Source organism: Nonomuraea montanisoli (assembly GCF_013363975.1).
GTDB classification, from domain to species: Bacteria; Actinomycetota; Actinomycetes; order Streptosporangiales; family Streptosporangiaceae; genus Nonomuraea; species Nonomuraea montanisoli.
Window position 1 is genome coordinate 285225 of the sequence record NZ_JABWGN010000003.1, and the last position, 12657, is coordinate 297881.

Consider the following 12657-nt stretch of genomic DNA (forward strand, 5'->3'; position numbering starts at 1 on the left):
TTAACGAATGATGTAGATGGTCGCGAAAAGACCGATCCAGACGACGTCGACGAAGTGCCAGTAGTAGGACACGACGATGGCGCTGGTGGCCTGCTCATGCGTGAAGCGCTTCGCGGCGTACGTGCGTCCCAGCATGAACAGGAACGCGATCAGGCCACCGGTCACGTGCAGGCCGTGGAAGCCCGTCGTGAGGTAGAACACCGACGTGAATGCGTTGGCGGACAGGGTCGCGCCCTCGCTCGCCAGCTCGCCGTACTCGTACAGCTGCCCGGCGACGAAGACGGCGCCCATCAGGAAGCTGACGATGTACCAGAAGCGGAGCTTGCCGACCTGTCCCTTCTCAGCGGCCCACACGCCGAGCTGGCACGTCACACTCGACAGCACCAGGATGATCGTGTTGACCGTCGCGAACGGGATGTTCAGGTGAGCGCCCTCGGCCGTCGCGCCCTTCGGCAGCAGCGCAGGCCCCCATTCGAGGCCGTGGCCCTCGCTCACCGACCGGATGGTGAAGTACATCGCGAACAGCGCCGCGAAGAACATGAGCTCGGAGGACAGCCACACGATGGTCCCGACGCTGACCAGGTTCGGTCTACGGGCCGGGTGTGCTGTCGTCGTCGAAGTTATTGCGGATGCTGTCGCCACGGGCAGCATTATTGCGGCTCCGGGTGTCGGTCCGGCGCACGACCCCCCGTTAGCGGGGGTCCGGAGACCATCAAGCTGGGATAATTCCTGCAAATCACGCGCCAGGGGCGGCGGCCTGGGATTGCACGCCGCCGCACCGGTACGATCCCAGGTGACCCTATACCGCTTCGACCGATAGTGAGCGCGACCGTGAGCACCGACGACACCATGAAGGTCCTCGTCTACAGCGACGACGCCACCACCCGCGAGGAGGTGCGGCAGGCTCTCGGCCGCCGTCCGGCCGCCGACGTGCCCTTCGTGGAGATCGTCGAGTGCGCCACCGAGCCCAAGGCGCACCAGTGGCTCGGCTCCGGCGAGATCGACGTCGCCGTGCTCGACGGCGAGACCCAGCCGGCCGGCGGCATGGGCGTGTGCCGCCAGGCCAAGGACGAGGTCTACGACTGCCCGCCGGTGTGCCTGATCATCGCCCGGCGCGACGACCGCTGGCTGGCCGAGTGGTCCAAGGCCGACGCCGTCGTCCCGCAGCCGCTGGAGCCCCTGGTGCTGGCCGACACCGTCGCCGACCTCATGCGCCGCCGCTCCTCCACCCGACTCAACGCTAAGTAGGTGCCCTCCGTGGATGCCCGGACCACCTGGCCCGCCCTGCTGTCGGCGCTCCTCGCCGGCGAGCACCTCACCGCCGACGAGACCGCGTGGGCGATGCGAGAGATCATGTCCGGCTCCGCGACGTCCGCGCAGATCGCCGGCTTCGCCGTCGCGCTGCGCGCCAAGGGCGAGACCGTGGCCGAGGTGGCGGGCCTGGCCCGCACCATGCTGGAGTTCGCCACGCCGCTGAGCGTGGAGGGCCCGGTGGTCGACGTGGTCGGCACCGGCGGCGACCGCGCCCACACGGTCAACGTCTCGACGATGGCGGCGATCGTGGCCGCCGCGGCGGGCGCCCGGGTCGTCAAGCACGGCAACCGCGCGGCCTCCTCCTCGTGCGGCGCGGCCGACGTCCTGGAGCACCTCGGCATCCGGCTCGACCTCACGCCCGAGCAGACCGCCCGGGTCGCCCGGGAGGCGGGCATCGCCTTCTGCTTCGCGCCCGTCTACCACCCGGCGCTGCGCTTCGCCGGGCCCCCGCGCAAGGAGATCGGCGTCCCGACGGTCTTCAACTTCCTCGGCCCGCTCACCAACCCGGCCCGCCCGGCCGCCCAGGCGATCGGCGTCTACGACGCCGGCATGCTGCCGGTGCTCGCGGGCGTCTTCGCCGAGCGCGGCGTGTCGGCGCTGGTGTTCCGCGGCGACGACGGCCTCGACGAGCTGACGATCTCCACCACCTCCACGGTGTGGACGGTCCGCGACGGCGCCGCCACGCAGACCGTGTTCGACCCGGCCGTGCTGGGCATCGCGCGCGCCGACGCGGGCGCGCTGCGGGGCGGCGACGTGGCCTTCAACGCCCAGGCGGTGCGCGACCTGGTCGGCGGGACGACGGGGCCGGTGCGCGACGCGGTGCTGCTCAACGCCGCCGCCGCGCTGGTCGCGCTCGACGGTCCGGGCGAGGACCTCGACTCCGCCATGATCGACGCGTACGCGCGGGCGACGCAGGCCGTCGACTCCGGCCGGGCCGCCGCGACCCTCGACCGCTGGGTCGAGGTCAGCCGCGCCGCCTGACCCCTTTCCGCCTGCGCACCGGCCCCGTCTCACCGCGCGGGCCGCGGTCGTCGTCGAACGGGCCGCGCCGTGTCCTGCCCGGACATGGCGCGGCCCGTCGTCGCGTACGGCGTGCACGGCTTGTACGGCGTGCACGGCGCGACCCGGGCCGTGCCGCTGACCGGCCTGTACGGCCCTGAGCGGCCCTCAGCCAGCCGCAGGCCCGATTCCGCATGACGGGAGTGGCGGGACCGTCACAGAGCGCCAGGAGCCCTCTGACGGGCCGGGACGCGGTAGCCCGGGGTCAGGCACCGGAATGACAGGCAGCCGAATCAGGGCGTCCGGGTCAGGGCGGGCGAGTCAGGGCGTCCGAGTCAGAAGGTCGTCGTCAGGGCGTCCGGGTCAGAAGGTCGTCGTGGGGCCGTCCTTGAGCGAGCTCCACTTCAGCCATTCCTTCCAGCTCTCCTGCCAGTGCCCCCACCCGTTCGTGGGCTCCAGCACCCGAGGCGACCCCGTGATGATGATCGGGTCGCCGATCAGGGTGTTGTCGAGGAACCACTTGGCGTTCGCCGGGCTGACGTTCACGCACCCGTGGCTGACGTTGGAGTTGCCCTGCGCCCCCACCGACCAGGGCGCACTGTGCACGTACTCGCCGCTGTTGGAGATCCGGACGGTGTCGTAGACCGTGAGCTGGTAGTAGCCGGGCTGGCCGGGACCGATGCCGGGTGAGGTCATGACCGTGACGTTCTCCCGGGACATGGCCAGGTGGATGCCGGAGGTCGTGTAGAACTTCCAGGCGCCGCCCTGCCCCGCGCTCATCGGCATGGTGCGGATGACCTTGCCGTCGCGCTTGACGGTCAGGACGTGGTTCTGCGTGGTGCCGCGGGTGATCTGCTCGCGCCCGATGCGGAAGTCGAGCCGCACGTCGCGCTTGCCGTACAGGCCCTCGCCGCCGCGCACGCCGGCCAGGCGGGCCTCCACGCGCACCTTCGTGCGGGCGGGCCAGTACTCGTTCGGCCGGAAGTCGACGTGCCGGTCGTCGAACCAGTGCCACGCGCCCTGGACGGGCTTGGAGCTCTGCACGCTGAGGTTGCGCTCGATGGAGACCCGGTCGGTGACCGGCTTGTCGAAGGTGATCATGACGGGCATGCCGACGCCGACGGTGAGCCCGGTGTCGTTGCTGTTGGGGGTGATGTACTCGATGTCGAAGGTGTCCTTCGCCTTGACCGTGGTGAAGGTGCTGGAGCTCTCCTTGCGCTTGCCGTCGGCGTTGACCGCGACGGTCCGCACCGTGTAGGTGGTGCCGGGCCGGGCGGTCTGGTTGCTGCGCCAGCGGGTGCCGTCGTCGCTGATGACGCCGGGCAGGCGGCCGTGTGCGCTGGTGACGTGGACGCTCTTGAGCGTCCCGGCGTCCGCGGCGACGACCACGGTCTCGTCGGTCGGCACGTCGCCGGTGCGGTCACGGGGGCTCACGGCCACGAAGACGTCCGGGGCCGCGGCGGGTTTGACGGTCTGCTTGGTCGCGGTGGTGGCGGTGCAGGCCGTCAGCAGCGACACGGCGATCAGAGCGGCCGATCCATGCGCGAGGTGCCCCACGAGTACTCCCCCGTCCCGTTCGGTCCCTTCGCCTCTTGTCTTACCCTGCGTGATGGATTGGCCACTTCCGCGACGTGGTAAAGATCATCAAAAAGCGGGCGTCCTCCCCCAAGGAGGACGCCCGCTGGTCAGGCTCGGATCAGACGGCTCGGGTCAGTGCGAGAAGTTGCCCCGGTAGTACTGGAACACGAAGCCGATCATGGCCATGATCACCAGGAAGACCCCGATGATGAACATCCACAGGCCGATGACGAACCCGGCGAAGGCGAAGGCCGCGGCCAGGCAGAGGAACAGCGGCCACCAGCTGCTCGGGCTGAAGAACCCGATCTCGCCGGCGCCGTCGCTGATGTCGGCCTGCTTGTTGTCCTCCGGCTGGGCGCCGATGCGCCGCGCGGTGAACATCAGGTAGTAGCCGATCATGAAGGCGAAGCCGACCGAGATGGCCATGGCGGTGGTGCCGACCGGCTCACCCCGGCCCGACTCGGCCTTCGTCCAGAACCAGTAGGCGACGTCGACGCCGGCGAAGAACAGGCCGCACAGCAGGAACAGCCAACCCTGGACCTTCATCAGGCCTCAACCTCCTGGGCGGACTTGGCGGACGTGTGGGGGTAGTGCAGGTCGAACGCCGGACGCTCCGAGCGGATGCGCGGCAGCGAGGTGAAGTTGTGCCGCGGCGGCGGGCAGGAGGTCGCCCATTCGAGCGAGCCGCCGAAGCCCCACGGGTCGTCGACCGTGACCTTGGGCGCGGTGCGCCAGGTCTTCCACACGTTGTAGAAGAACGGCAGCGTGGACGCGCCGAGCACGAAGGCGCCCACCGACGAGATCATGTTGAGGTCGGTGAAGCCGTCGGCCGCGCTGTAGTCGGCGTAGCGGCGCGGGAACCCGACCACGCCCAGCCAGTGCTGCACGAGGAACGTGGTGTGGAAGCCGATGAACAGCAGCCAGAAGTGCAGCTTGCCGAGCCGGTCGTTGAGCATCTTGCCGGTGAACTTCGGCCACCAGAAGTAGAAGCCCGCGAACATCGCGAAGACGACCGTGCCGAACACCACGTAGTGGAAGTGGGCCACCACGAAGTAGGTGTCGCTGATGTGGAAGTCCAGCGGCGGCGAGGCCAGGATGACGCCCGTCAGACCGCCGAGCAGGAAGGTGATGAGGAAGCCGACCGAGAACAGCATCGGCGCCTCGAAGCTCAGGTGGCCCCGCCACATCGTGCCGATCCAGTTGAAGAACTTCACGCCCGTCGGCACCGCGATGAGGAACGTCATGAACGAGAAGAACGGCAGCAGGACCTGGCCGGTCGGGAACATGTGGTGCGCCCAGACCGTGATGGACAGACCGGCGATCGCGATGGTCGCCGCCACCAGGCCGATGTAACCGAAGATCGGCTTGCGGCTGAAGACCGGCAGGATCTCCGTCACGATGCCGAAGAACGGCAGCGCGATGATGTACACCTCGGGATGGCCGAAGAACCAGAACAGGTGCTGCCACAGGATCGGGCCGGAGTTGGCCGCGTCGAAGATGTGGGTGCCGAGCTTGCGGTCGGCCTCCAGCGCGAGCAGCGCGGCGGCCAGCACCGGGAACGCCATGAGCACCAGCATGCTGGTCAGCAGGACGTTCCAGGTGAAGATCGGCATGCGGAACATCGTCATGCCGGGAGCGCGCATGCAGATGATCGTGGTGATGAAGTTGACCGAGCCCAGGATGGTGCCGAGACCCGACAGCGCCAGGCCCATGATCCACAGGTCGCCGCCCATGCCGGGCGAGTAGACCGCGCTGGACAGCGGCGCGTAGCCGAACCAGCCGAAGGAGGCGGCGCCGTTCGGGGTGAAGAAGCCCGACACCGCGATGACGCTGCCGAACAGGTAGAGCCAGTAGCTCACCATGTTGAGGCGCGGGAACGCCACGTCGGGGGCGCCGATCTGCAGCGGCATCAGCTCGTTGGCGAAGCCGGCGAACAGCGGCGTCGCGAACATCAGCAGCATGATCGTGCCGTGCATGGTGAACAGCTGGTTGAACTGCTCGTTGGTGGTGATCTGCAGGCCCGGCTGTGCCAGCTCCGCCCGCATCACCAGCGCCATGACGCCGCCGATGAGGAAGAAGACGAACGACGTGATCAGGTACAGATGACCGATGATCTTGTGGTCGGTGGAGGACAGCCACTTGGCGATGATCCGGCCCTTGGGTGTGGGCCTGGCCGTCGTCCGGAGGGGCTCTTGGATGGCGGTCACTGGGCGCTCCCAGTCTGGGTCGCGATGTACTGGTCGTACTCAGCCTGCGGAACGAGCTTGACGTTGAACAGCATGCGGCTGTGGTCGACGCCGCACAGCTCGGCGCAGCGGCCGGCGTAGACGCCGGGCTTGTTCAGCGTGACGATCTCGAACTTCCGGCCCTTGTCGTTCTCCTGCAGGCCGGGGATCACGTCGCGCTTGAAGAGGAAGGCCGGCACCCAGAAGGAGTGGATGACGTCCGGGGAGCTCAGGTCGAACTCCACGCGCTTGTTCACCGGCAGGACGAGCTGGGGGCCCTGGTGGTAGTCGTTGACCGGCACGCCGGTGACGGGCTTGAGCGTCTTGCCGCCGATGACCGTGGTGAAGCGCCAGCTCCACTGGAACGCCTCGACCTTGACCTGCACGTCCGGCTTGCCGGACACGGCGTCCAGCTCGCGGGTGTCACGGGCGGTGAAGAAGAAGAACACCGACACCATGACCAGCGGGACCAGCGTGTAGAAGATCTCGATCGGCAGGTTGTAGCGCACCTGCGGAGGCAGCTCGGCCTTGGCGCGGCGCCTGGTGTGGAAGATGCACGCCCACACGATCAGGAAGATGACGACGGCGCCCGTGGCGAGCGCGGCGATCCAGGCACCGTTCCACAGATTGGTGACGGTGTCACCCTGGGTGGTGATGCTCGGCGGAAGGAGGCCACGACTCCAGTCGGCCTCGGGCACGTCATTAGCACACGCCGTCACGGTGGCCAGCAGCAACGCCAAAGCGGCGGCGCGCGGCACCCCGCGCCGGGCCAACGAACGCCGTGTCGAACGGCGAGTCGGACTCACGGATCGCCTACCCCACAGATGAAGCCCAAGAGTCACTCTTGGGCGCTCGTATTTCCAAATGCACAGCTGATTGCAGACACATTAGCGTGCAGGGGCCCCGCCCTCCCGCGCGGCCCCTTGGATGGCGCGCCCCGACGGGGCCTCGCCACCTCCGGCCGGATACGGCCGGACGGCCGGGAGCCGGCCGCGAGCGGGTTCGCGCGGGTGGGACGATGGTCTCGTGGCGTACTTCGACGCGGCCTCGACCGAGCCCCTCCACCCCCGGGCGCGCGAGGCGCTCCTGGAGGCGGTCGACGTCGGCTGGGCCGACCCCGCGAGGCCGTACACCCAGTCCCGCCGGGCGCATCTGCTGCTGGAGCAGGCGCGCTCGGAGGTGGCCGAGGTGCTGGGCGCGCGCCCCGACGAGGTGTCGTTCACCTCCTCGGGCACGCAGGCCGTGCATCTCGGCGTCCTCGGCACCCTACACGGCAGGCGCCGGGCCGGACGCCATCTGGTGACGAGCGCGGTGGAGCACTCCAGCGTGCTCCACGCGGCCCAGCTGCACGAACGCGACGGCGGCACGGTCGAGACGGTCGGCGTGAGCCTGACCGGACGGGTCGATCCGGCCGCCTTCGAGGCCGCCGTGGCCCGCGAGGGCACCGCGCTGGCGTGCCTGCAGACCGCCAACCACGAGGTGGGCACGTCGCAGCCGGTCGCCGAGGCGGCCGAGGCGTGCCGGCGGCACGGGGTGCCGCTGCTGGTCGACGCGGCGCAGACGGCCGGCCGGCTGCCGGTGCCGGCGGGGTGGTCGGTGCTGACGGCCAGCGCCCACAAGTGGGGCGGCCCGGCCGGGGTGGGTGTGCTGGCCGTGCGCAAGGGCACGCGGTTCCGCTCGTTCCTGCCCGAGGACGAGCGCGAGCGCCGCCGCGTGCCGGGCTTCGAGAACGTGCCGGCGATCGTGGCCGCCGCCGCGGCGCTGCGCGCCATGGCGCAGGAGGCGCCCGGGGAGCAGCGGCGGCTGTCGGAGCTGGTCGGGCGGATCAGGGAGACGATCCCGAAGGTCGTCCCGGACGTCGAGGTGATCGGCGAGCCGGTCGAGCGCGCGCCGCACATCGTGACGTTCTCCTGCCTGTACGTGGACGGCGAGGTGCTGCTCGGCGAACTCGACAGGGCGGGATTCGCGGTCTCGTCCGGGAGCTCCTGCACCGCTAGTACGCTTCGTCCATCGCATGTCCTGGAAGCGATGGGCGTGCTCACCCATGGGAACGTGCGGGTCTCCCTGCCCAGGGGCGCCACCGCGGACGAGGTCGACAGGTTCCTCGCCGTGCTGCCCGAGCTGGTGCGCCGGATCCGCCACGACGCAGGAGTCGCATGACCGAGGTCACCACGCCGGCACTGACGATCGACGCGCTCGGGAAGAAGTGCCCGATCCCGATCATCATGCTCGCCGAGCAGATCAATTACGTGCCGCTCAACTCCGTGGTGGCCGTCCTGGCGGACGACCCGGCCGCCTTCACCGACGTCCCGGCCTGGTGCCGGCTCAAGTCGCACCGCCACGTCGGCTCGTACGAGCTGCCGGGCGGCGGCTGGGCGATCCACGTGCGGCGCAACTACTGACCTCTCCCCCGGCTGCGTCCGGCGGGATGTGGCTTGTGGCGCGACCTGGGTAGGGCCAGAGCGGACCGACCGCTGACGAGCCACCCCAGGGGGAGAGATGACCGCAGGACACCCGCACGAGACCGCCCGTGACGTGATGAACCCGGGCGCCGAATGCCTCCCGGTCCACGAGACGCTCGACCGGGCGGCGCAGCTCATGCGCAACGACAACGTCGGGGCACTGCCCGTCTGCGACTCCGACGGGCGCGTCGTCGGGATCATCACCGACCGCGACATCGTCGTGAAGTGCATCGCGGAGGGGCACGACCCCGCCCAGGTACGGGCCGGCGACCTCACGACGGGGCTGGTGTCGGTGACGCCGGACGCCCCGCTCGCCGAGGCGCTGTCCCGCATGGAGGAGCACCAGATCAAGCGGCTGCCCGTGGTCGAGGGCGACCACGTGGTGGGCATGATCAGCGAGGCCGACCTGGCCAGGCACCTGCCGGACGCGCAGCTCGCCGAGTTCGTCCACCGCGTCTACGCGCGCGGCTGACCCGGGCGGCCCGCATGCCTGGACCCGCGAGCCGGCGGTGACGCACGGCTCGCGGGTCCTCGGCGTTCCCTAGGGGTGGTGGCAGCGCACGTGGGCGGCCACCTCGGCGGCGGCGTCGGCCCCGTAGGCGGCGGCGAAGCGCTCCAGGAAGACCTTCTGGCCGAGCTCGTACTCCTGGCCGCCGACGTTCTCCAGCACGTGGGTGGCCGTCAGGTTGCCGATCTGGCCGCAGCGCTCCAGCGACAGGCCCCAGGCCAGGCCGGCGAGGAAGCCGGCGCGGAAGGCGTCGCCGACGCCCGTCGGGTCGGCCTTGCCGAGCTCGGGCGCCGGGGCGACGTGGAGGGACGGCTCACCCGCGCGGTCGATGACCGCGCCCTTGGGGCCGAGCGTGGTGACGCGGACGCCGACGCGGGACAGGATCTCCTCGTCGGACCAGCCGGTCTTCTGCTCGATGAGCCCCTTCTCGTAGTCGTTGGAGAACAGGTAGGCGGCGCCGTCGACGAGGTCGCGGATCTGGTCGTCGGCCATGCGGGCGAGCTGCTGCGACGGGTCGGCGGCGAACGGGATGCCGCGCTGGCGGCACTCGTCGGTGTGGCGCAGCATCGCGTCGGGGTCGTTGGGGCTGACCAGCACGAGGTCGAGGCCGCCCACGCGGGCGGCGACCGGCTGCAGCTCGATGAGGCGCGCCTCGGCCATCGCCCCGGTGTAGAAGGAGGCGATCTGGTTGTGGTGCTCGTCGGTGGTGCACAGGAAGCGGGCGGTGTGGCGGGTCTCGGAGACGTGCACCGAGCCGCAGTCGACGCCGTGGCGCTCCAGCCAGGAGTGGTAGTCGGCGAAGTCGTTGCCGACGGCGCCCACGAGGATCGGGTTGAGGCCCAGGCAGCCCATGCCGAAGGCGATGTTCGCCGCGCACCCGCCGCGGCGGATCTGCAGGTCGTCGACCAGGAACGAGAGTGACACCCGGTCGAGCTGCTCGGCGATGAGCTGATCGCCGAAACTGCCGGGGAACGTCATCAGTTGGTCTGTCGCGATGGAGCCGGTGACGGCGATGCGCACGGGATTCTTCTTCCTCGTTGTCAGCAAGCCAATTGAGCCCATCGAGAATACGCGAAGGTCCCGCACGCACAAAGGCGAGCGGGACCGTGTCGGTGACGACCCGTCAGGCGACTAGTTGAAGGAGTCGCCGCACGCGCACGAACCGGTGGCGTTCGGGTTGTCGATGGTGAAGCCCTGCTTCTCGATCGTGTCGACGAAGTCGATGGAGGCGCCCATGAGGTACGGGGCGCTCATCCTGTCGGTCACGACGCTCACGCCGCCGAAGTCGGTGACGACGTCGCCGTCCATCTGGCGGTCGTCGAAGAAGAGCTGGTAGCGCAGGCCGGAGCAGCCGCCCGGCTGCACGGCCACGCGCAGCTGCAGACCTTCCTCGCCCTGCTGCTCGAGCAGGCTCTTGACCTTGGCGGCGGCCGCGTCAGTCAGGATCAGGCCCTGCGCTGTGGTCTCGCTGCTCTCAACCGTCATCTGCTGACTCCCTAACCCGGCTGTCTCTTTCTGACGTCCTACTAAGACGCTACCAACACCGGGGCCATGCCCGGCATTCCCCGCCTCTTCCCGGTTCTCCTCCGTCCCTACCCACCCGGGGACGCGACCATCGCGCGTCGTGTGCCATCATCGGTATCGTCAAACCGACGATAAGGGGGGATGGCGATGGCCACCCAGACCGGTCTGCCGCTCTTCGTCCTCGGCCAGGGCGCCGATCCGCACTCCGAGCGGGGGGTGGACTGCCCGGGCGAGCTGCCGCCGGCGTCCGACCCGGGGCTGGTGGAGCGGGCGCGCAAGGCGAAGGAGGCGCTGGGCGAGCGGCTGTTCGTGCTGGGCCACCACTACCAGCGCGACGAGGTCATCCAGTTCGCCGACGTGACGGGCGACTCCTTCAAGCTGGCGCGGCTGGCGGCCGCCCGGCCGGAGGCCGAGTACATCGTCTTCTGCGGCGTGCACTTCATGGCGGAGTCGGCCGACATCCTCACCTCCGACGCCCAGAAGGTGATCCTGCCCGACCTGGCTGCCGGGTGCTCGATGGCCGACATGGCGACGTTCGACCAGGTGGAGGAGTGCTGGGAGGCGCTGGAGGACGCGGGCCTGGCCGATGACGTGATCCCCGTCACGTACATGAACTCCAGCGCCGACATCAAGGCGTTCTGCGGCCGCAACGGCGGCGCGGTGTGCACCTCCTCCAACGCGCGCCGCGCGCTGGAGTGGGCGTTCGACCAGCGCGGCAAGGTGCTGTTCCTGCCCGACCAGCACCTCGGCCGCAACACGGCCGTGCTGGAGATGGGCATGTCGCTGGACGACTGCGTGGTGTGGAACCCGCACCGTCCCGGCGGCGGGCTCACCCGCGAGCAGCTCCAGCGGGCCAGGATGATCCTGTGGAAGGGCCACTGCTCGGTGCACGGCCGCTTCACGGCCGAGTCGGTCGACGACGTACGGCGGCGCGTGCCGGGCGTGAACGTGCTGGTCCACCCGGAGTGCCGGCACGAGGTGGTGCTCAAGGCGGACCACGTCGGCTCCACCGAGCACATCATCAAGACGCTGGAGGAGGCGCCGGCCGGGTCGAGCTGGGCCGTCGGCACCGAGCTCAACCTGGTCAAGCGGCTCGCCGCGATGTTCCCCGACAAGAACGTCTCGTTCCTGGACCGCACGGTCTGCTACTGCTCGACCATGAACCGCATCGACCTGCCCCACCTGGTGTGGGCGCTGGAGTCGCTGTCGCTGGGCGAGGTGGTCAACCGGATCACGGTGGACGAGGACACGGCCCACTGGGCGCGCGTGGCCCTCGACCGCATGCTGGCCCTGCCCTAGGGCTCCTTCCGCCCTCGGCGGCGCGGGCCGGACGCGTCGGCGTCGGCGAAGGCGTAGACGACGCGCACGCCGACCGACAGCGTCTGGCGGCCGGGGCTGATCGACGAGCGCTCCTCGGCCGCCATCGTGGCGAAGGCCATCGGCTGGGGGCCGCCGCGGGGGTCCTCGGTGACGGAGACGACCCGGCCGAGCGCCCGCCCGGCCAGTTCCGCGTACTGGGCGGCCTTGGCCGCGGCGTCGCGGAACGCCCGTTCGCGGGCCTGCGCGAGCGCCGCGGCCGGGTCGGACAGCTCGAAGAACACGCCGCCGAGCCGCGCCTCCTCGCCCACCCCGGCGACGGCGTCGACCACCCGGTCCGCGCGCGCCAGGTCGCGCACCACGGCCTCGATCCCCTGGGCGGCGCGGTAGCCGGACACCTTGGGGTACGCCTCGTACTCCGGGCCGAGGGACAGCTCGCTCGTGCGCAGGTCCTCGGCGGCGACCCCGGCCTCGCGCAGGGCGGCGTCCAGCCGCGTCGCGGCGGCCCTGACCTCGGCGAACGCCTGCGCGGCCGAGGCACCGCGCACCTCCACCCCCGCGCTCAGGCGCATGACGTCGGGCGTCGCCGACGCCGATCCCTCCCCGGCGACCGCGATCTGCTCGTGTTCGGTGGTCACGCGCACCCCTTCGTGGACGGGTCCGGGTCCTTCGGGTGGACCCGAGTCGTCGGACATGTCTGGCATGGATGAGCCGTTCCGCTGCCCCATTG

The 12657-nt window shown here is 70.2% G+C and carries 15 protein-coding genes; 7 read left to right on the top strand and 8 right to left on the bottom strand.

What is annotated here, in order from left to right; genetic code table 11:
- Positions 1–651, bottom strand: coding sequence for an aa3-type cytochrome oxidase subunit III (gene ctaE, locus HTZ77_RS08190; RefSeq protein ID WP_175588861.1), 651 nt, complete (start codon positions 649–651; stop codon positions 1–3).
- Between the two features lie 198 nt (positions 652–849).
- Between ctaE and HTZ77_RS08195 the strand changes: the two genes are divergently transcribed.
- From HTZ77_RS08195 to HTZ77_RS47350, 3 genes are all read left to right on the top strand, one after another.
- Positions 850–1248, top strand: coding sequence for a response regulator transcription factor (locus tag HTZ77_RS08195; RefSeq protein WP_175589166.1), 399 nt, complete (start codon positions 850–852; stop codon positions 1246–1248).
- A 9-nt stretch (positions 1249–1257) separates the two neighbouring features.
- A complete protein-coding gene (gene trpD, locus HTZ77_RS08200) occupies positions 1258–2295 on the top strand; it encodes an anthranilate phosphoribosyltransferase (RefSeq protein WP_175588862.1) in 1038 nt (345 codons plus the stop codon).
- Between the two features lie 84 nt (positions 2296–2379).
- Positions 2380–2511, top strand: a complete 132-nt coding sequence (locus HTZ77_RS47350) for a hypothetical protein (RefSeq protein ID WP_268959930.1) — start codon at positions 2380–2382, stop codon at positions 2509–2511.
- Between the two features lie 165 nt (positions 2512–2676).
- Here the strand turns inward: HTZ77_RS47350 and HTZ77_RS08205 are convergent, their stop codons facing one another.
- The 4 genes from HTZ77_RS08205 to ctaC form a co-directional block, all read right to left on the bottom strand.
- Positions 2677–3870, bottom strand: coding sequence for a L,D-transpeptidase (locus HTZ77_RS08205; protein ID WP_175588863.1), 1194 nt, complete (start codon positions 3868–3870; stop codon positions 2677–2679).
- Positions 3871–4023: 153 nt separating this feature from the next.
- Entirely contained in the window at positions 4024–4437 is a 414-nt protein-coding gene (locus tag HTZ77_RS08210; RefSeq protein WP_175588864.1) for a cytochrome c oxidase subunit 4, read from the bottom strand.
- Positions 4437–6098, bottom strand: coding sequence for an aa3-type cytochrome oxidase subunit I (gene ctaD, locus HTZ77_RS08215; RefSeq protein ID WP_175588865.1), 1662 nt, complete (start codon positions 6096–6098; stop codon positions 4437–4439). Before ctaD ends, HTZ77_RS08210 begins: the two co-directional genes overlap by 1 nt.
- Positions 6095–6958, bottom strand: a complete 864-nt coding sequence (gene ctaC, locus HTZ77_RS08220) for an aa3-type cytochrome oxidase subunit II (protein ID WP_456237984.1) — start codon at positions 6956–6958, stop codon at positions 6095–6097. Before ctaC ends, ctaD begins: the two co-directional genes overlap by 4 nt.
- Before the next feature lie 184 nt (positions 6959–7142).
- Here ctaC and HTZ77_RS08225 point away from each other — a divergent pair, with 184 nt between their 5' ends.
- From HTZ77_RS08225 to HTZ77_RS08235, 3 genes are all read left to right on the top strand, one after another.
- Positions 7143–8276 (top strand): cysteine desulfurase family protein, encoded by a 1134-nt coding sequence (locus HTZ77_RS08225; protein ID WP_175588867.1) that lies wholly within the window; start codon positions 7143–7145, stop codon positions 8274–8276.
- Positions 8273–8518 carry a sulfurtransferase TusA family protein gene (locus HTZ77_RS08230; protein WP_175588868.1) on the top strand — a complete coding sequence of 82 codons (246 nt, stop codon included), beginning with the start codon at positions 8273–8275 and terminating at the stop codon, positions 8516–8518. The genes HTZ77_RS08225 and HTZ77_RS08230 overlap by 4 nt, the downstream gene beginning before the upstream one ends.
- A gap of 97 nt (positions 8519–8615) precedes the next feature.
- Positions 8616–9050, top strand: coding sequence for a CBS domain-containing protein (locus HTZ77_RS08235; protein ID WP_175588869.1), 435 nt, complete (start codon positions 8616–8618; stop codon positions 9048–9050).
- A gap of 69 nt (positions 9051–9119) precedes the next feature.
- Here the strand turns inward: HTZ77_RS08235 and HTZ77_RS08240 are convergent, their stop codons facing one another.
- Positions 9120–10106 carry a carbohydrate kinase family protein gene (locus HTZ77_RS08240; protein ID WP_175588870.1) on the bottom strand — a complete coding sequence of 329 codons (987 nt, stop codon included), beginning with the start codon at positions 10104–10106 and terminating at the stop codon, positions 9120–9122.
- A gap of 111 nt (positions 10107–10217) precedes the next feature.
- A complete protein-coding gene (erpA, locus tag HTZ77_RS08245) occupies positions 10218–10571 on the bottom strand; it encodes an iron-sulfur cluster insertion protein ErpA (protein ID WP_175588871.1) in 354 nt (117 codons plus the stop codon).
- A 180-nt stretch (positions 10572–10751) separates the two neighbouring features.
- Between erpA and nadA the strand changes: the two genes are divergently transcribed.
- Complete coding sequence (gene nadA, locus HTZ77_RS08250) at positions 10752–11909, top strand: quinolinate synthase NadA (RefSeq protein ID WP_175588872.1); 1158 nt, start codon at positions 10752–10754, stop codon at positions 11907–11909.
- On the opposite strand, the gene HTZ77_RS08255 is transcribed toward nadA, so the two are convergent.
- Positions 11906–12565, bottom strand: coding sequence for an SIMPL domain-containing protein (locus HTZ77_RS08255; protein WP_328808485.1), 660 nt, complete (start codon positions 12563–12565; stop codon positions 11906–11908). The genes nadA and HTZ77_RS08255 overlap by 4 nt on opposite strands.
- Between the last annotated feature and the right edge of the window lie 92 nt (positions 12566–12657).

Excerpts from the sequence above, each read along its gene's own strand:
- ctaE (WP_175588861.1), bottom strand. The coding sequence starts at position 651 with ATGCTGCCCGTGGCGACAGCATCCGCAATAACTTCGACGACGACAGCA.
- HTZ77_RS08195 (WP_175589166.1), top strand. The coding sequence starts at position 850 with ATGAAGGTCCTCGTCTACAGCGACGACGCCACCACCCGCGAGGAGGTG.
- HTZ77_RS47350 (WP_268959930.1), top strand. The coding sequence starts at position 2,380 with ATGGCGCGGCCCGTCGTCGCGTACGGCGTGCACGGCTTGTACGGCGTG.
- HTZ77_RS08210 (WP_175588864.1), bottom strand. The coding sequence starts at position 4,437 with ATGAAGGTCCAGGGTTGGCTGTTCCTGCTGTGCGGCCTGTTCTTCGCC.
- HTZ77_RS08230 (WP_175588868.1), top strand. The coding sequence starts at position 8,273 with ATGACCGAGGTCACCACGCCGGCACTGACGATCGACGCGCTCGGGAAG.
- HTZ77_RS08235 (WP_175588869.1), top strand. The coding sequence starts at position 8,616 with ATGACCGCAGGACACCCGCACGAGACCGCCCGTGACGTGATGAACCCG.
- erpA (WP_175588871.1), bottom strand. The coding sequence starts at position 10,571 with ATGACGGTTGAGAGCAGCGAGACCACAGCGCAGGGCCTGATCCTGACT.
- nadA (WP_175588872.1), top strand. The coding sequence starts at position 10,752 with ATGGCGATGGCCACCCAGACCGGTCTGCCGCTCTTCGTCCTCGGCCAG.